Source organism: Caulobacter sp. CCG-8 (assembly GCF_037402475.1).
In the GTDB taxonomy this organism is placed as follows: Bacteria; Pseudomonadota; Alphaproteobacteria; order Caulobacterales; family Caulobacteraceae; genus Caulobacter.
Genome location: NZ_JBBEUD010000008.1, coordinates 88,896 through 105,460 on the forward strand (window position 1 = coordinate 88,896; position 16,565 = coordinate 105,460).

Sequence of the window (16,565 nt, forward strand, 5' to 3'; positions counted from 1 at the left end):
CCTTGCATGTGAGTGAACATTCACTTATGGTCACCGCATCGGAGGCGCGACCATGAATTTCGCGAAGCTGTTGCTGGACCCGCGTGGCGTGATCGGACGACAGGCGTTCGCCGACGGGCTGCTGGCCCTGGCGGCGATCATCGCCCTCGCCCTTGTCACTCTCGGGGTGCTGGCGCAGGCCCTGTCCTGGTCGGTCGGCGACCTGGCGATGGCCCTGACGCCGCTGCTCGGCACGTCGTTGCTGGTGACCAAGATCGTCGCGGCGAACATCGAGAATAGAGCCGCGCCCGACCTGATCGCGCCCGCCCTGCTGATGGGCGCCCGCCTGTACGTTCTAGCGTGCCTGTGCCTGAAGCGCCTGAGGGACGCCGGGCGGGGCCCGAGCGGGCTGATCATCGCCGGCGCCATGAGCCTGGGCTTCCACGTGCTGATGGGCCAGTGGGCCCAAACGCTGCTGACCTCGGAGATGGGCGAGCTCTTCCCGCCCCTGATCGACGTCACGTTCAACCTGCTGCTCTGGGGCGTCTTCCTGCTCTCGCTCCTCGTCAACCGCTCGCGACGCAACGCCTGAAGAAAGGTCCGCCCGACGCTGCGGCCTTAGCGCCCCTGCATGTGAGTGAATATTCACCTATTGAGCCGAAAACCTTGGAGGAACTCGTCGATGCGTGCGTTGTCCCTGCTGTTCGATCCCCGCGGCGCGATTGACCGCCGCACGTTCTGGAGCGGCCTGCTGCAGCTGGCGGTGCTGGGCCTGGCGATCGATCTGGGCCTGGCGCGTCTGGGCGTGGACCCGGCCCTGGCCGCCCTGCCGGTGGTCGGCGACGCCTTCGTGATCGGCGGACTGGCCGGCCAGGTCTACGGAGGAACCGCGCCCGACGTCGCCCTGACCTCGGCGCTGCTGATCGTCGCCGCCCGCTACTACGTCGTGGCGTGCCTGATGTTGAAGCGCTCGCGCCACGCCGGCCAGGGCCTTCGCCCGACGATCGCCTTCGGCCTGGTCAACCTGGCGGTCCACGGACTGATGGGCCTGTGGGCCTGGGGCCTGTACGGCGAGGACATGGCGGTGCTGGTCCCGATGTTCGCCGACATGGCGGCGGGCGCGCTGGTCTGGGCGATCTTCCTGGGCTGGCTCGGCTCGCGCCGCGCGTGGAACCCGCTGCCCGGGACGCGGGTGTTCAGGTCCGCCCAGGTTAAACCCGCGTCATGACTTGCAATTCACTTAAACCGCGAGCCTGCCGCCCCTAATCTCGCTTCAGGATTTGGGAGCTGGAAATGGACTGGAAATCGCTGTTCTTCTCCGCCGAGGGCCGCATCGGCCGGCAGGCGTTCTGGATCGGCTGGCTGGTGCTGCTGGGGGTTCAGATGTTGGCCGGGTGGATCCCGGTGGTCGGTCACGCGCTGGGCCTGATCGCCCTGTTCGCCTGGGTGTGCCTGTGCACCAAGCGCCTGCACGACATGGGCCGCAGCGGCTGGTGGCAGGCGCCGGCCCTGGCCCTGGGCCCGGTGCTGGTCGTCGGCTCGGCCCTGTGGATCGGCTTCGGCGCGGCCGTCGCCGCCCTCACCGGCGGCGAGCCCGAGCTGGCCGCCCTGGCCGGGGTTGGCGTCCTGCTCGTCAGCATCGCCGTCGCCTTCATCTCGATGATCGCCTTCACCCTGTGGGTGGGCGTCGTCGAGGGCGAACCGGGCGACAACCGCTACGGCCACCCGCCGCTGACGGCGGTGGTGGTCTAGGACGAAAAACCGAAACCCCGATTTTTCAAGCTTTCCCCATCGTTTCGGCGGTGGGGAAATGCCGTATGGCCTTCTACTGCTACATCGTCGCCAGCCAACGGAACGGTACGCTCTACGTCGGCTCCACCGACGATCTGCCGCGCCGGATCGAAGAGCATCGCGAACACATTCGCGACGGCTTCACGGCGAAATATCACTGCACGATCCTGGTCTGGTACGAGGTCTTCGAGACCCGTGACGGCGCGTTTCAGCGCGAGCGGCGGATCAAGGAATGGCGCCGCTCCTGGAAGCTGATGCTGATCGAAGCCGACAATCCGACCTGGCGGGACTTGTCCCCCGATCTGAACCCCAACGCCTGAATAAGATCCCCATGATCCGCTCATCCCGGCGAATGCCGGGACCCAGATCCTAAAGCTGAGAGGCTGATTGGAAGGGCTCAGCGCTCTTGGCGTCAGCCACACCGCCATTCCATCTGGGTCCCGGCGTTCGCCGGGATGAGCGGACCATAATTACAGCCGCCTCGCCCCAAGGCTGACCGCCCGGGCCAGGGCCTGGGCCAGCTGGGCGTCGGAGCGGGCCAGGGACGCGACGTCGCCGCCCTGGACGTTGACGGTGACATTCACGCCGCCGGTCCCGGCCGGCGCGATCGTCCCGCCGCTGGTCGGCCGGAACAGCTCGGGCCCGCGCTCGCCCACCAGATAGGCCCCGCCGGCCGCCACAGGGCCGCCGTCGGCCCTCGCTCCGGAGAATGGGGCGCCGGAAAACGCCGAGCCCAAGGCGCCGGCCAAAGCCTGGACCAGGCCGCCGCCGCCGCCCGAGGTCCCGGCCGACATCGCGTCGATCACCGCCCGCGCCAGCTCGGCCAGGCTGACCTTGCCGTCGGCGGCCGCGTGGGCCAGCGAGCGGACCAGGCCGGCGCCGGCCTTGGCGAAGGCCTCGTCGATGCTGCGCGCCGCCTGCTCGGCCGGGGCGCGCAGGGCGGCCAGGGCCGCGGCGGCCTCGGCGGCGCGGGCGGGGACGGCGTCCAGGCCATCCGGATCGAAGTCGCTCATGGGGTCTCCTCGTCGGGGAAGCGGGCGATCAGGGCGTCCAGGGCCGCGCGGTCCAGGACCGGGGCGGCGGGGGCCTCGGTCAGGGCGCGCCACTCGGCCAGGGACAGCCGCCAGAACGCCTCGGGCGGGATGGCCAGCCGCAGCGCGGCCAGGCGCAGGGCGTCTCTCCAACGCGGCGTCATGCGCAGGCCGCCAGGGCGGCGGCCACGGCCGCGACCGCTTCGGGGATCGAAACCCCGGCCGGCACGGCCGGATCCTCGCCGCCGCCTTCCAGCAGCGCCGCCAGCACGGCCAGCAGTTCGCCCGCCGACAGCCGCGCGAACCGTTCGGGCAAGGCGCTCCAGTCCTGCAGGCCCAGGGCCGCCTCGATGCGGGCCAGGGCGCCCAGGGTCAGGCACAGCCGGCGCGGCGTCCCGGCCAGGGGGACGACGACCTCGCCCCGGGCGGGGTTGGGGGTGTGGGGCATGGACTGTTCTTCTTCGAAGCCATCCCCTCTTGCACCGTCATCCCGGGCCTCGTGCCCGGGACCCCTGGTTCAGCTCGCACGTGAAGCGCAAGCGGTTCGCCAGCGAACCGCCCCTCCGCACCTGCGGCGGACAGAGGGGTCCCGGGCACAAGGCCCGGGATGACGGTGGTTTGTAGGGATGGATGTTGTGATCGGACGCTAGATCGCCGTGAACGTCACCGCCCCGGCCGAGGCCAGGGACAGGGCGAAGGCCGCCTCGCCGTCGTGGTCGCCGGCGTATTCCAGGGCCGCCACCAGGAACGGCCCCTCCAGCTGGACGAAGTCGGGGATCACCAGCCGCCACGTCCGCGCCGTCTGGGCGAAGAAGCTGTCGCGGACCAGGGCGTCGGACGCCGTGTCGCGGAACACGCCGGCGCCCGAGACGGCGACCGAGCGCACGCCGGCCCCGGCCAGCAGCTCGCGCCAGCGGCCGGCGCTGTCGCCGTCGGTGGCGTCGATGGTCTGGGCGTTGAGGCTGATCGTCCGGGCCCGCAGGCCGGCCACGGTGGTGAAGGCCGGCGTCGGGGCGCCGTCGCTGATCTTCAGCAGGATGCGCCTCGTCGCTGCGCTGGTCGGCGCTGGCGTCGATCTTCAGGACCAGATCGGTATAGCGTTCGGCGATCAGGTGGGCGGTCTTCGCCAACACCGCTTCGAGCTTCATCTCGCTTCTCCCGGCCATGACACAAAGGTACGGGAGCAGCGAGCGCCGCTGATAACTTAGGTTGAAAAAGTTCAAGGCCTTGATTTCGCTTAAGATCGATCGCTATCCGCCGAGCATCGACGACGCTCCATCCCCGTCAGGCCGGCCCCGGAACGCCATCCGCCGCGGTCGGCGCGCTTTCCCGGCCGTCCGCGAGGCGGTAGCTAGGCCGTATGACCGAACCCCAAGTCGATGAAGGCGACCTGATCTTCCAGAAGATCGCGGGCGTCGTCCTGGCCGCGATCCTGACCGTCGGCGGCATCGCCGCGATCGGGTGGGCCGACGCCTCCGTCGAGCCGCGCATGGAAGCCTTCGCCCGGGCGGCGCCCGGGATGATCTTCTGGTGGCGGGAAGACGTGGGCTGGCCCCTGGTGCTGGGCATGGCGCTGCTGCTCACGCCCCTCGTCGTGGTGCCCGGCGCCTTCGGCGTCCGGTTCCGCCAGTTCCTGCCGACCTTGCGCCCCCGCTGGCGCGTCGCCCTGGTGCTGGGGCTCGCCGTCCTGATCGGCGGCGACGCCGCGGTCTATCGCTGGCTCGGCGGGCGCGACGTCGGCGTGGCGACGATCGACGGCGTCCAGTGGCTTCGCGACGGCGCGCCCCGCGATCAATGGCGCTGGGAGCAGGCGGTCGAGATCACCGGCGGGTGCTCGACCTCCCGCCGCAACGCCGGATCCGAGCCCCACTACGGCGTGGCGTATCTCGTCGCCTTTCCGGGAAAGCGGGAAGCCCGGCTGTCGTTCAGGATGGCGGACCCCGCGACCTGGACCGCGGCCCTGCGGCCCATCGACGACAAGCTGACCGCCGCCGGCGTGAAGCGGTCAATGGACGGCGACGCCGAATGCCTCGCGCACTACCAGGCGGGGATGCTCGAGGACGATGGGCGGGCCTTCCAGCATGTCCTGAGGCCGGCCGACTGACGGCCCGACCGCCGGTCCTGGGCCGCGCACGACGGGACTTTGGAAGCCCCCGCAGAATTTCAATCACCGCCCGGGGGTGACATCCGCCGAACTTGCCCCTACCTTGGCCCCATGATCCTCGCCGCCCAGCAACAGCTGTTTTGGTATTTTAGCTATCCGACGCCTCTGGCGCCGGGAGGGGATCGTTCGGCCTGAGATCAGGCTCTTTAGAACACCTTTCACCAGCCGCCAGGGGTTCCCCGGGCGGCTTTTTTGATGGCCGCCGGACCTCCCAGACTTCCAGGAGTTACCGCCGTGCCTTCCTCGACCGCCGCCGCCAATATCGCCCAAAATCTCGCAGCACTCCCCGTCCCCACCGACGACCTGCGGATCAAACAGCTCCAGACCCTCAGTCCGCCCGCCCAGGTGATCGGCGAGGCCCCCGCCAGCTCGTCGGTGGCCGAGGTGGTGGGCGACGCCCGCGCCGCCGTCCACCGCATCCTGCACGGCCAGGACGACCGGCTGGTGGTGGTGATCGGGCCGTGCTCGATCCACGACCCCAAGGCCGCCCTCGACTATGCCCAGCGCCTGGCGGCCGAGCGCGAGCGCCACGCCGGCGAGCTGGAGGTGATCATGCGGGTCTATTTCGAGAAGCCCCGCACCACGGTCGGCTGGAAGGGCCTGATCAACGACCCGGGCCTGGACGGCGGCTTCCGGATCAACGAGGGCCTGCGGCTGGCGCGGCGGGTGCTGCTGGACGTCAGCGCCCAGGGCCTGCCGGCGGCCTGCGAATTCCTGGACGTGACCACCCCGCAGTACATCGCCGACCTGGTGGCCTGGGGCGCGATCGGGGCCCGCACCACCGAGAGCCAGATCCACCGCGAGATGGCCTCGGGCCTGTCGTGCCCGGTGGGCTTCAAGAACGGCACCAACGGCGACGTGAAGGTGGCCGTGGACGCGGTGACGGCGGCGGCCCAGCCGCACCATTTCCTGGCCGTGACCAAGGAGGGCCGCGCGGCCATCGCCACCACCACCGGCAACGAGGACGGCCACGTGGTGCTGCGCGGCGGCAAGGCCCCCAACTACGACGCCGCCAGCGTCGCGGCGGCGGCTGAAGCGCTGACCAAGGCGGGCCTGCCGGCGCGTCTGATGGTCGACGCCAGCCACGCCAACAGCGGCAAGAACCACGAGAACCAGCCGGCCGTGGTGGCCGACATCGCCGCCCAGGTGGCGACCGGCGCCGCGCCGATCATGGGCGTGATGATCGAGAGCAACCTGGTCGCCGGCCGCCAGGACATCGTCCCCGGCCAGCCGCTGGTCTACGGCCAGTCGGTCACCGACGCCTGCGTCGATTGGGAGACCTCGGTGCGGATGCTGGACGCCCTGGCCGCGGCGGTGAAGGCGGGCCGGGCGGGGCGGGCCGGCTAGAACGGCTTCACGCAGGTGATCCCGGCGCGGGCGTTCATGTCGTTGCCCATGCCGTCCACGTCGCCGGCCAGGCGGGCCCGGCAGCCCTTGCTGGGCCGGCGCGACAGGAACGGCTCAGGGTTCTTGGCGTAGCGGCCGGTCAGGTCCAGGTTCAGGCGCGGGTTGGCCGGGGCGGCGTCCGCCCAGCGCCGGGCCTCGCAGTCCTCGCGCTCGCGGCGGGTCAGGTCGGCCCGCGCGCAGCCGCCCAGGCCTCGCAGGACCGGCGCCGGCCCCTGCGCTGGCGCGGGCTCCGGCCGGGAGTCGCCCATCGTGAAGGGCGCCACGTCGCCGGGCGGCGGGGACGCCGCCGCCTGGACCTCCGGCTCGGGCCTGGTCCGGGCCCGGGCGGCGCGATCCTCCGGCGCCGACGGACGGGCCCGGTCGCGGCGGGGCGTGCCCGGAGAGGCGGGCGGGACCAGCGAGGCCTGGATGACGGGGGGTTCGACAAGCGCCGGCTCGGTTCGCGACGCGTAGCGCACCAGCAGGACGAGCAGGACCCCATGGAAGACGGCCGACACGGCGATCGCGGCCGTGCGCACGCCGCCGGCCCGTGTCTTCCCCCGTCCGGCCATGCCGCCCCGTCCTCCCAAGACGGCGGGTACTGCGCCCTGGATTGCGGACTGAAGTGTGGCCGAGCTTGGACCTCTTCGAGGCCTCGAACGCCGTCGTCATCCCGGAAAGCGCGCAGCGCTTGTCCGGGACCCAGGTGAACCGCACCGCGCCAGCCCAGTCCCCTGGGTCCCGGACAGCCCCTGCGGGGCTTCCGGGATGACAACGTGAGGGGAGGCGGCGGAAAATCCGCTCCCTCTGTCGGCTCCGACCGACCTGCCCCGTCCTAGCTCCGAACACCGAAACGGAGCCCGCCATGTCGTTCCAAGGCTATCTCGACACCATCCAGGCCAAGACCGGCCTCGACGCCGACGGGCTGAAGACGGCGGCCGACGCCGCGGGGCTGTCGACCGACGGGGCGCTGAAGCCGGGGGTCAAGGCCGGCCAGGTCGTGGCCTGGGGCAAGGGTGAACTGGACCTGGGCCACGGCCATGCGATGGCGATCTACGCCCTGCTGTCGGGCAAGCGGGCGGAGGGGGACGCCTAGCGCCCTTCCCCCCGCGCCCCTACCCCGCGATCGGCGACAGCGACTTCAGCTCGTTCAGGCCCTTGACGCTGTTCTTGGCCCAGGTCTCGACCTGGCGGCCGAAGTCCTGGCGGTTGCTGACGCGGTTGCGCCATTCCATCGAGAAGTCGTCGATCGTCCGGCTGTCGACCGCCCGGCCCAGCAGCGAGCCGGTCAGGGAATCCCGGGCTTCCACCACCAGGGTGGCCCCGCCCGCGTCGCGGCTGTAGCTGCGGACGATCCCGGGGGTGTCGATGTCCGGCGCGGTGACGGTGATGTCGATCAGGGCGGTGCGCACCCGCAGGACGTCGGACGCCGCCTCGGTGACCACCGGATAGCCGCCGTCCGTATAGGCCTTCTCGAGGATCTTGGTGGCGCCCTTGCGGCCCTCCTCGGCGATGCGCGCGATGTCCCGGTCGGTGATCTCCATCGAGGGCGACCGCTGGTCCCTGTTGAAGTCGCGCTGCCAGTTCTTCTCGAACGCGATCTCCGTGGGGTCGATGATCACCTTGGCGTAGCCGCGGAAGTCGGCGCCGGGCCGCAGATAGACCAGCTCGAACCGCTTGGCCTTGACCTTGACCAGCCCGTCCCACTCGGCCGGCGGCTTGGCCGCCAGGGCGGGTCGGGCGACGGCGGTGAAGACGAGACCGCCCAGGGCGAGGGTGGTGAAACGGCGTCTGTCCATGATGGCGCTCCGGATGCCTGATCCGTGGCGACGATCCGGCGGAGGCCCCAGGGTGTCTATCGGTGCAAACCCTTGCCGGGCCCGGGAACATACCGATGCGAGGGGTTGCGGGCGTCTCCCGAAACGTCGCAAGCTCGACCATTGCTTTTGGGGAGCCCGCGATGGGAAGCATGTCCTGGATACACTGGCTGGTCTTTCTGGGCGCCACGGCCGTGTTGTGCGCCGCCCTGTATCCCGGCGCGCGAATTCTCCAGCGGGCCGGCTTCTCGCCCTGGTGGGTGGCGCTATGCCTGATCCCGGGCGGCGTCTTCGTCTGCTATCTGCTGCTGGCCTTTGTCCCGTGGCCGGCGCTGGACGAGCGGCGGACGGAGGCCTGAGGCCCCCGTTCAGAACCCTCAGTCCTCGGGGTCGTAGATCACGTCGCTCTTGTCGTACATCAGGTCGGTCGCCACGAAGTCCAGGGCGTCCTCCGGGTCCTCGAAGCACAGCTCGCTGACCGTCTGGTCGCGCACCGAGATGCCCGCCTTGTGGGTGCTTTCCGGGTCGCCGGTGATCAGCGGGTGCCACAGCGGCAGGCTCTTGCCCTCGTGCAGCCGGCGGTAGGCGCAGGACGGCGGCATCCACTCCAGCCCCTCGATGTTGTGGGGCGTCAGCTTGATGCAGTCGGGCACGGTCTTCCTGCGGTTGGGATAGTCCTTGCAGGTGCAGCGGTGCTCGTCGAACAGCTGGCAGTGCACCCGCGTGGGGATGATCTCGCCGGTGTCTTCGTCTTCGAAGCGAACCAGGCAGCAAAGGCCGCAGCCGTCGCATAGACTCTCCCACTCGGGGACGGTCATCTGGTTTAGGGACTTCGTCTCCCAGAAAGGTTTGCGCGCCATCATCGCGGCGTCCTAAACCCAAATGACGCTGAGACCAAACGGGACCGTGGGGCCGACTTGAACGACTGGACGCTGCCGCCCTATCGCTTCGACGACAAGCCGGCGGGCCAGGAGCCCGCGCGGCCGCCGGAATTCGGCGCTTCCCCGCCCCCGCCGCCGCCTCCCGAGCCGCCGCCGGAAGAGCCCTACCGCGCGGATTTGAAGCACGCCAAGGCCAAGGCGAAGGCCCGCAAGGCGCGGTGGATCTGGATCCCGCTGCTGGTCGTGCTGGTCCTGGGCCTGCTGGCCGCCGGGGCCGGCGGGACCTATGTCTGGCTCAAGTACCTGAAGGACGCCCCGCCCCTGCCCTCGCGCGAGGCCCTGTTCGCCGTGAACCGGGCGCCGGGCATCCGCTTCGAGGACCGCAACGGCCAGGTGATCGCCACCCGCGGCCCGCGGTACGGCCAGCGCATCACCCTGGCGGGCGTGCCCAACTACGTGCCCCTGGCCTTCCTGGCCGCCGAGGACCGCCGGTTCTACAAGCACGGGGCCATCGACCTCTACGGCATCGCCCGCGCCGCCTGGGCCAACCACAAGGCGGGCCGCACCGTGCAGGGCGGCTCGACCCTCAGCCAGCAGCTGGCCAAGGGCCTGTTCCTGACCCCCGACCGCATCACCAGGCGCAAGGTCCAGGAGATGTACCTGGCCTGGAAGCTGGAGCGGGTGCTGACCAAGGACGAGATCCTCGAGCTCTATCTGAACCGGGTCTATTTCGGGGCCGGCACCTACGGCGTCGACGGCGCGGCCCAGACCTATTTCAACAAGCCCGCCAGCCAGCTGACCCTGTCGGAATCGGCCCTGCTGGCCAGCCTGATGAAGGCCCCCTCGCGCCTGGCCCTGACCCGCGACATGTCCGGCGCCCTGGCCCGCTCGCGCCTGATCCTGGCCAATATGCGCAAGGAGGGCTGGATCACCGCCGAGCAGGAGAGCCGGGCCCTGGACGACACCCCGCGCCTCTCGCCCCTGGCCGCCCAGGACGAGGGCGACTTCGGCTGGGTGCTGGACTACGCCACCTCGGAAGCCGTCCGCATCGCCGGCCAGAACGCCCCCGACCTGGTGGTGCGCCTGACCATCGACCCGCGCCTGCAGCACGCCGGGGCCCAGACGGTCCGCGAGGCCATCCGCGTGGCCGGCGAGGGCGCCGGAGCCCGCCAGGCGGCCCTGCTGTCGCTGTCGGGCGACGGCGCCATCCGCGCCATGGTCGGCGGGACCGACTATAGCGAAAGCCCGTTCAACCGCGCCGTCCAGGCCCGCCGCCAGCCGGGCTCGACCTTCAAGCCGTTCGTCTACGCCGCCGCCCTGGAGAAGGGGGTGCTGCCCACCGACATCCGCGTGGACGGCCCCGTCCAGTTCGGCGACTGGAAGCCCGAGAACTACGCCGGCGGCTATCGCGGCCCGATGACCGTGCAGGACGCCCTGGTCAATTCGATCAACACCATCGCCGTCAAGCTGGCCCAGGAGGCCGGGGGTCCCGCGATCGGCGACCTGGCCCGGCGGTTCGGGATCACCAGCCTGCCCTCCAACCCCGACCTGTCGGTGGCGCTGGGGGCCTACGAGGTCAACCTGCTGCAGCTGACCTCGGGCTTCCAGGTGTTCCAGCAGGGGGGCCTGCGCGTACAGCCCTACGTGATCGAGAGCATCGCCACCCAGGGCGGCGAGCCGATCTTCAACCACACCGCCCCCGCGACGCCCTCCAGCGTCTACGACATCAGCAAGGCCAGCATGATGGTCAAGATGATGAAGAAGGTGGTCGAGGTGGGCACAGCAAAGCGGGCCGCGTTCGGCTGGCCGGCGGCGGGCAAGACCGGCACCAGCCAGAACTGGCGCGACGCCTGGTTCGTGGGCTTCACCCCCGACTACGTCACCGGCGTCTGGGTGGGCAACGACGACGACCGGCCGATGAACAAGGTGGTCGGCGGCGACATCCCGGCCAGCATCTGGCGGCGCTACATGCTGGTGGCCCACGAGGGCGTGGCGGTGCGCGACTTCCCGTGGCTGCTGCCCGATCCCGAGCCCCAGTCCTCGCCCGATCCCCGCAACGGCTTCTACGAGACCCTGTCGGCCGAATTCGCCCGCTCGGCCTCGGAGCTGGAGCCCCCGGCCACGCCGGACAGCGCGCCGACGCCGGGCCAGGCGCCGGAGCAGCTGCCTTACTAGGCAACCTGAATCCCTCTCTCTTTGAGAGAGGGAGGGGCCCGCCGCGAAGCGGTGGGAGGGTGAGTGGTTTCACCGCCGACCGGAAACCTCCATCCGTTCCGCCACGCTTGTACCGTGGGAAGAAGAGCAAGACGGCCGGCCGAACGGCCGACGCCCCTTTCGGTGAGGGTGTAACCACTCACCCTCCCATGGCTTCGCCATGGGCCCCTCCCTCTCTCCAAGAGAGAGGGTGTCGCGCGCCCTCCATCCCCGTTCCATCCCCCAAATGCCTGCCGCCCCGCAACCTCTTACGGCGCGCATCAAACCGTCTGAAATCAACCATTTGTGCGGTTACACATATCGATAATCGATCTGAAGATATCGACCGTCGATGAGCAACGTTACAGTACTTACAACCTCGCAAGGATACACACTCAGATCACAGAGCTATTTGAGGACTCATCTGAATAGTGAGGCTTAGATATCGGCGTTTTCTCTACGCCCCATTGCACCGCTGACACCCAAAAGTCCCATTCCCGCCGCAATTGGGTATCAGCCGTTGCTTGGATGTGACAGGTCCTAGACATATTCATTACATAACGGCGTCCACGATTGACGGTCGTCTCGGGCCGCTCCTATCCCAACGTCAACCGGGGACGGAGGTCCTCCGGGAAACCTGAAACTGACAGGGCGACGGGACGAGCGGGTCGATAGGGCCAGGCTCCGAGCGCCCGGAGGGACCGACATGAAATTGCAGACCAACCGCGGGCGCCTGCTCGCGACGACGATGATCGCGGGGGTCGCCACCTTCGCCGCCTTCGCCGCGAACGCCCAGGACGCCGCCCCCACGGCCGCCCCCACGGCCGCCCAGGCCGCCGCGCCGGCCGACAACGAAGTCGAAGCCGTCGTCGTCACCGGCTCGCTGCTGCGCCGCACCGACACCGCGACCCCGTCGCCGGTCACCGTGCAGACCACCGAGCAGCTGAAGGCCCAGGGCATCACCACGATCTCCGACGCCATCCGCAGCCTGTCGGCCGACAACTCCGGTTCGATCCCCGCCGCCTTCGGCAGCGGCTTCGCCGCCGGCTCGACCGGCGTGTCGCTGCGCGGCCTGTCGGTCAACTCGACCCTGGTCATGATCGACGGCCTGCGGAACGCCAACTACCCGCTGGCCGACGACGGCCAAAAGGCGTTCGTCGACCTGAACTCGATCCCGTTCAACGCCGTTGAGCGCATCGAGACCCTGAAGGACGGCGCCTCGTCGCTGTACGGCGCCGACGCCATCGGCGGCGTCGTCAACATCATCATGAAGTCCAACTACCAGGGCATGAGCGCCGACGCCTCGTACGGCACCAGCCAGCACGGCGGCGGCGACCAGTTCCGCTTCACCGGCGACGTCGGCTACGGCGACCTGGATACCGACAAGTACAACGTCTACCTCGACGTCGAGTACCAGCTGGACAAGCGCATCAAGGGCGACCAGCGCGGCTTCCCGTACAACACCAACGACCTGACCTCGATCCCCGGCGGCCAGAACAACAACCCGCAGACCGGCGGCAGCACCTTCTACGGCAACGTCAAGCCGGCCACGATCACCGGCAACGACCTGACCACCGGCCTGGCCGTCGACGGCTCGGTGTGGCAACCGCTGCGCACCTGCGCCAGCAACGCCCCGCTGACCGAGCAGTTCGACGAGGACGGCGTCTCGATGGGCACCTACTGCGCCCAGAACGTCGCCAACTTCGCCGACATCCAGCCCAAGCAGGAACGCGCCGCGATCTACGGCCGCTTCACGATCAAGCCGACCGACAACCTCGAAGCCTACATGTCGGGCAGCTTCGTCCAGTCGAAGACCTCGGTGAACGGCACCCCGACGACGCTCACCTCGAGCACGCCGAACAACCTGTCGAACCTGGTCCTGCCGGTGTGGATCTGCTCGGCCGGCGCCGACTGCGCCACCGCCGCCGACCGTCAGCTGAACCCGAACAACCCGTTCGCGGCCAGCGGCCAGTACGCCCTGACCAAGTACCGCTGGAGCGACATCCCGGCCACGTCGGACTACACCAACCGCATGCTGCGCCTGGTGGGCGGCGTGAAGGGCGCCGCCGCGGACTGGAACTACCAGGCCAACCTGGTGATCGCGCATGACTCGCTGGAAAGCACCCTGACCGGCTTCATCAGCTACAAGCAGCTGATGAGCGACATCCAGACGGGCGCTTACAACTTCATCGACCCGACCAAGAACAGCCAAGCCGTGCGCAGCGCGCTGTCGCCCGACCTGGCCAAGACCTCGACCACGGACCTGGACTCGATCAACTTCCAGGCCTCGCGTCCGGTCTTCAGCCTGCCGGGCGGCGACGCCCAGCTGGGCCTGGGCGGCGAGTTCCGCTACGAAGCCACCAACGACCCGGCCCTGAACCCGGTGAACGACGCTCAAGGCCTGGGCAACGCCCGCACCGAGGGCAACCGCACCGTGGCCTCGGCCTTCGCCGAACTGGGCATGCCGATCACCGACAAGATCGAAGTGAACGCCTCGGGCCGCTACGACCACTATTCGGACTTCGGCGGCAACTTCTCGCCGAAGATCGGCGTGAAGTTCACCCCCATCAAGACGGTCGCCCTGCGCGGCACGATCTCGAAGGGCTTCCGCGCGCCGTCGTTCTCGGAAGCCGGCAACTCGGCCAGCCAGGGCTTCACGACGTTCTCGTTCAAGGCGGACAAGTACGCGGCCTTCCGCGACTCGCACGGCAACAACGAGTACATCAAGGACTACTCGCTCTCGTCGATCACCACGGCCAACCCGGACTTGGATCCGGAAAAGTCGACCAGCTACACCCTGGGCGCCGTGTGGGCTCCGACCCGCAGCTTCAGCATCTCGCTGGACTACTACCACATCAAGAAGACCGACGTGATCGCCCAGGCCAGCGCCGGCGTCGCCCTGGCCGCGTACTACGCGGGCGAGGCCATCCCGGCCGGCTACATCGTCACGCCGGACGCGATCGACCCGGAACACCCGACGGCCCTGCCGCGCGTGCTGTCGGTCAGCTCGCCCTACATCAACGCCGACTCGCTGGTGACCAGCGGCCTGGACCTGAACGTCCAAGCCACGTTCTACCTGCCGGCCGACGTGAAGTGGACCAGCAACCTCGATGCCACGACCATCTTCGACTACAAGTACACGCAGGACGGCACGACGTATAACTACGTCGGCAAGGAAGCGCCGTACGTGCTGTCGTCGGGCGCCGGCACCCCCAAGAACCGCCTGTCGTGGACCAACACCTTCGAGCGTGGCCCGATCCACGTGACGGGCGTGATGAGCTACGTCAGCGGCATGCGCGAGGAAGACGACAGCTACACCGAGGGCTGCCTCTACGGCGACGCCGCCTTCAACTGCCGCGTCAAGTCGTTCACGACCGTCGACCTGACGGGCGCCTACGACGTGAACGAGAAGGCCACCGTCTACGCCGACGTGATGAACCTGTTCGACACCGGCCCGATGTTCAACCCGGCCAACTACGCCGGCGTGAACTGGAACCCGACCTACTCGCAGTCGGGCATCGTGGGCCGCTACTTCCGGGTGGGCGTCCGCCTGAAGTACTAGGATCTCGCGTACGGGGGCATCAGTTCGCCCCCGATGAGAGGAGGGGCCGCCCGCGAGGGCGGCCCCTTTTTCGTTGGGGACGACACAGGGGACACACACTCACTCTCAAGTCTCTGCCGGACTGGCTGAGGCCGTGCCGTGAGTGTGTGTCCCCACCTTCGCCCACCGCCTCACTTGACAATAGAACAAATAGAGAACATAATTTATCATCTTCGGGGGAGATCGCATCGATGCCCAGAACGGCGCGCGTGGTGTTCCCGGGCGTTCCGCATCATGTGACCCAGCGCGGCAATCGACGGCAGTCGACCTTCTTCAGCGTAGACGACTACGCGACCTATCTACGCATCGCAGCCGGCGTCTTCGCCGAGGCCGGGGTCCAGGTCTGGGCCTATTGCCTGATGCCCAACCACGTCCACCTGATCGCGACGCCTCCCGACGAGGCGAGCCTGGCGCGCGCGATCGGCGCGGCTCACGTCCGCTACGCGCGTCATATCAATCGCCGCGAAGGTTGGTCGGGCTACCTCTGGCAAGGCCGGTTCGCCTCGTTTCCGATGGACGAGCCATACCTTCGGCTTTGCGCTCGCTATGTAGGCCTCAACCCCGTGCGCGCGGGCTTGACCAAACGGGCCGCCGACTGGCCCTGGTCCAGCGTGCGGGCGCACCTGACCGGCGAGGCCGATCCCCTGCTGACGCCCGAACCGCTGGCCGAACTCCTGGGCGCGGAGATGGCGACCTTCTTCGATCTCGACGCTCCCGAAGAAGGATACGATCTGGTGCGCGGCGCCACGCGGACAGGCCGCCCCTTGGGATCAGCGGCCTGGCAGCGGGCGACACAGGGGACACACACTCACTCCACGGCCCCAGCCAGACCGGCCAAGGCCTTGCCGTGAGTGTGCGTCCCCGTCAGACCCTGTAGGCCCTGTTGATCCGGTAGTAGGCCAGCAGCACCGCGCCGACGATCAGGGGCGGGAGGAGCGCGAACAGCCAGCCGCCGAGGTCGATCCCGGACGGGGCGGCGCCCGCGGCCAGGCCGGTCATGATCCCGATCCAGGCCAGGGAAACCACCGTCCAGCAGGCGAAGGTGCGGGCCCAGCCCTCCAGCCGCCAGAGGGCCAGGACCAGGCCGCCGGCCATGGCCAGGAACAGGGTGGTCAGGCCGATCCGCGCGCCCGCGCCGACGCCTGGGTCGACCGCGCCGATCACGGTCCAGACCAGGCCGCCGCCCAGGACCAGCAGCACGCAGGAGCCGACGCCGTAGGTGATCCGCGAGGCCGCCATCCGGGCGCGCCAGGCCCGCGGCGCCCGGTCCCAGATCGCGTTGGCGGCGATCACCGCCAGGATGCAGCCCCCGCCCAGCAGGATCAGGTTGCGCGCCCCGCTGCTCTCGGCGGCCCGCGCGCTGAGCCCTTCGCCGACGATCCAGAAGAACGCGCCGTAGAGCAGCACGGCCACGACCCGCCCCAGCCGCGACTTCGAGAGCCAGGCGTTCGGCACGAGCTGCAGCAGGAGGAACAGCCAGAAGAAGCCGCCCAGGCGGTCCACGACCGAGGGCCACAACCGTCCGTCGGCGAGCCAGAGCAGACCGGCCACCGCGACGGCGGCGACCATGTGGACGCGATAGGGTTTGGCGATGGGTTCGGCGGTGTCGGTCATGCTCGCCAAGGTAGCGCTAGTTTCGCCCGCCGGGGCAAGCCCCAATAAATCCCACCGCCCCCTCGCCCCGCCTGCTATACGCCCCCATCTCCTCCCCTTCCCGTCCGA

20 protein-coding genes are annotated in these 16,565 nt (G+C 69.4%); 12 read left to right on the forward strand and 8 right to left on the reverse strand.

Annotated elements, in window-relative coordinates; translation table 11 throughout:
• Positions 1 to 52 precede the first annotated feature (52 nt).
• From WAE60_RS09795 to WAE60_RS09810, 4 genes are all read left to right on the forward strand, one after another.
• Positions 53 to 571, forward strand: coding sequence for a hypothetical protein (locus WAE60_RS09795; protein WP_337686008.1), 519 nt, complete (start codon positions 53 to 55; stop codon positions 569 to 571).
• Positions 572 to 661: 90 nt separating this feature from the next.
• Complete coding sequence (locus WAE60_RS09800; protein ID WP_337686009.1) at positions 662 to 1,207, forward strand: hypothetical protein; 546 nt, start codon at positions 662 to 664, stop codon at positions 1,205 to 1,207.
• Between the two features lie 65 nt (positions 1,208 to 1,272).
• Positions 1,273 to 1,731 (forward strand): DUF805 domain-containing protein, encoded by a 459-nt coding sequence (locus WAE60_RS09805; protein WP_029907643.1) that lies wholly within the window; start codon positions 1,273 to 1,275, stop codon positions 1,729 to 1,731.
• Positions 1,732 to 1,796: 65 nt separating this feature from the next.
• Positions 1,797 to 2,090: a GIY-YIG nuclease family protein gene (locus tag WAE60_RS09810; RefSeq protein WP_337686011.1), complete on the forward strand. Its 294-nt coding sequence runs from the start codon at positions 1,797 to 1,799 to the stop codon at positions 2,088 to 2,090.
• A 150-nt stretch (positions 2,091 to 2,240) separates the two neighbouring features.
• Here WAE60_RS09810 and WAE60_RS09815 read toward each other — a convergent pair whose 3' ends face one another.
• The 4 genes from WAE60_RS09815 to WAE60_RS09830 form a co-directional block, all read right to left on the reverse strand.
• The gene (locus WAE60_RS09815; protein ID WP_337686012.1) at positions 2,241 to 2,783 is read right to left on the reverse strand and encodes a phage tail tape measure protein; all 543 of its coding nucleotides are present in this window, start codon (positions 2,781 to 2,783) and stop codon (positions 2,241 to 2,243) included.
• Positions 2,780 to 2,965, reverse strand: coding sequence for a phage tail assembly chaperone (locus tag WAE60_RS09820; protein ID WP_337686014.1), 186 nt, complete (start codon positions 2,963 to 2,965; stop codon positions 2,780 to 2,782). Before WAE60_RS09820 ends, WAE60_RS09815 begins: the two co-directional genes overlap by 4 nt.
• Positions 2,962 to 3,249: a GTA-gp10 family protein gene (locus tag WAE60_RS09825; protein WP_337686017.1), complete on the reverse strand. Its 288-nt coding sequence runs from the start codon at positions 3,247 to 3,249 to the stop codon at positions 2,962 to 2,964. The genes WAE60_RS09820 and WAE60_RS09825 overlap by 4 nt, the downstream gene beginning before the upstream one ends.
• 198 nt (positions 3,250 to 3,447) lie before the next feature.
• Positions 3,448 to 3,840, reverse strand: a complete 393-nt coding sequence (locus WAE60_RS09830; RefSeq protein WP_337686189.1) for a phage major tail protein, TP901-1 family — start codon at positions 3,838 to 3,840, stop codon at positions 3,448 to 3,450.
• A gap of 321 nt (positions 3,841 to 4,161) precedes the next feature.
• Between WAE60_RS09830 and WAE60_RS09835 the strand changes: the two genes are divergently transcribed.
• From WAE60_RS09835 to WAE60_RS09845, 3 genes are all read left to right on the forward strand, one after another.
• Positions 4,162 to 4,905, forward strand: a complete 744-nt coding sequence (locus tag WAE60_RS09835; RefSeq protein WP_337686019.1) for a hypothetical protein — start codon at positions 4,162 to 4,164, stop codon at positions 4,903 to 4,905.
• Positions 4,906 to 5,016: 111 nt separating this feature from the next.
• Positions 5,017 to 5,100: a hypothetical protein gene (locus WAE60_RS09840; RefSeq protein ID WP_156035634.1), complete on the forward strand. Its 84-nt coding sequence runs from the start codon at positions 5,017 to 5,019 to the stop codon at positions 5,098 to 5,100.
• 99 nt (positions 5,101 to 5,199) lie between these two features.
• Entirely contained in the window at positions 5,200 to 6,312 is a 1,113-nt protein-coding gene (locus WAE60_RS09845) for a 3-deoxy-7-phosphoheptulonate synthase (RefSeq protein ID WP_029907690.1), read from the forward strand.
• On the opposite strand, the gene WAE60_RS09850 is transcribed toward WAE60_RS09845, so the two are convergent.
• Positions 6,309 to 6,923: a hypothetical protein gene (locus tag WAE60_RS09850; RefSeq protein ID WP_029907702.1), complete on the reverse strand. Its 615-nt coding sequence runs from the start codon at positions 6,921 to 6,923 to the stop codon at positions 6,309 to 6,311. The two genes, WAE60_RS09845 and WAE60_RS09850, sit on opposite strands and share 4 nt — an antisense overlap.
• Positions 6,924 to 7,216: 293 nt before the next feature.
• Between WAE60_RS09850 and WAE60_RS09855 the strand changes: the two genes are divergently transcribed.
• The gene (locus WAE60_RS09855; RefSeq protein WP_029907709.1) at positions 7,217 to 7,447 is read left to right on the forward strand and encodes a DUF4287 domain-containing protein; all 231 of its coding nucleotides are present in this window, start codon (positions 7,217 to 7,219) and stop codon (positions 7,445 to 7,447) included.
• Between the two features lie 19 nt (positions 7,448 to 7,466).
• Here the strand turns inward: WAE60_RS09855 and WAE60_RS09860 are convergent, their stop codons facing one another.
• Entirely contained in the window at positions 7,467 to 8,150 is a 684-nt protein-coding gene (locus tag WAE60_RS09860) for a DUF3313 family protein (RefSeq protein WP_029907711.1), read from the reverse strand.
• Positions 8,151 to 8,320: 170 nt separating this feature from the next.
• Between WAE60_RS09860 and WAE60_RS09865 the strand changes: the two genes are divergently transcribed.
• Positions 8,321 to 8,527, forward strand: a complete 207-nt coding sequence (locus WAE60_RS09865; protein WP_156035569.1) for a hypothetical protein — start codon at positions 8,321 to 8,323, stop codon at positions 8,525 to 8,527.
• Between the two features lie 18 nt (positions 8,528 to 8,545).
• Here WAE60_RS09865 and WAE60_RS09870 read toward each other — a convergent pair whose 3' ends face one another.
• A complete protein-coding gene (locus tag WAE60_RS09870; protein WP_029907716.1) occupies positions 8,546 to 9,031 on the reverse strand; it encodes a YcgN family cysteine cluster protein in 486 nt (161 codons plus the stop codon).
• A 54-nt stretch (positions 9,032 to 9,085) separates the two neighbouring features.
• Here WAE60_RS09870 and WAE60_RS09875 point away from each other — a divergent pair, with 54 nt between their 5' ends.
• The 3 genes from WAE60_RS09875 (at position 9,086) to WAE60_RS09885 (ending at position 15,694) form a co-directional block, all read left to right on the forward strand.
• On the forward strand, positions 9,086 to 11,224 hold the full coding sequence (locus WAE60_RS09875) for a PBP1A family penicillin-binding protein (RefSeq protein ID WP_029907719.1): 2,139 nt from the start codon (positions 9,086 to 9,088) through the stop codon (positions 11,222 to 11,224).
• 724 nt (positions 11,225 to 11,948) lie between these two features.
• The gene (locus WAE60_RS09880) at positions 11,949 to 14,804 is read left to right on the forward strand and encodes a TonB-dependent receptor (protein ID WP_337686029.1); all 2,856 of its coding nucleotides are present in this window, start codon (positions 11,949 to 11,951) and stop codon (positions 14,802 to 14,804) included.
• Positions 14,805 to 15,034: 230 nt separating this feature from the next.
• Complete coding sequence (locus WAE60_RS09885) at positions 15,035 to 15,694, forward strand: transposase (RefSeq protein WP_051695140.1); 660 nt, start codon at positions 15,035 to 15,037, stop codon at positions 15,692 to 15,694.
• 13 nt (positions 15,695 to 15,707) lie between these two features.
• On the opposite strand, the gene WAE60_RS09890 is transcribed toward WAE60_RS09885, so the two are convergent.
• Positions 15,708 to 16,457 (reverse strand): hypothetical protein, encoded by a 750-nt coding sequence (locus WAE60_RS09890; RefSeq protein ID WP_337686034.1) that lies wholly within the window; start codon positions 16,455 to 16,457, stop codon positions 15,708 to 15,710.
• Positions 16,458 to 16,565 lie beyond the last annotated feature (108 nt).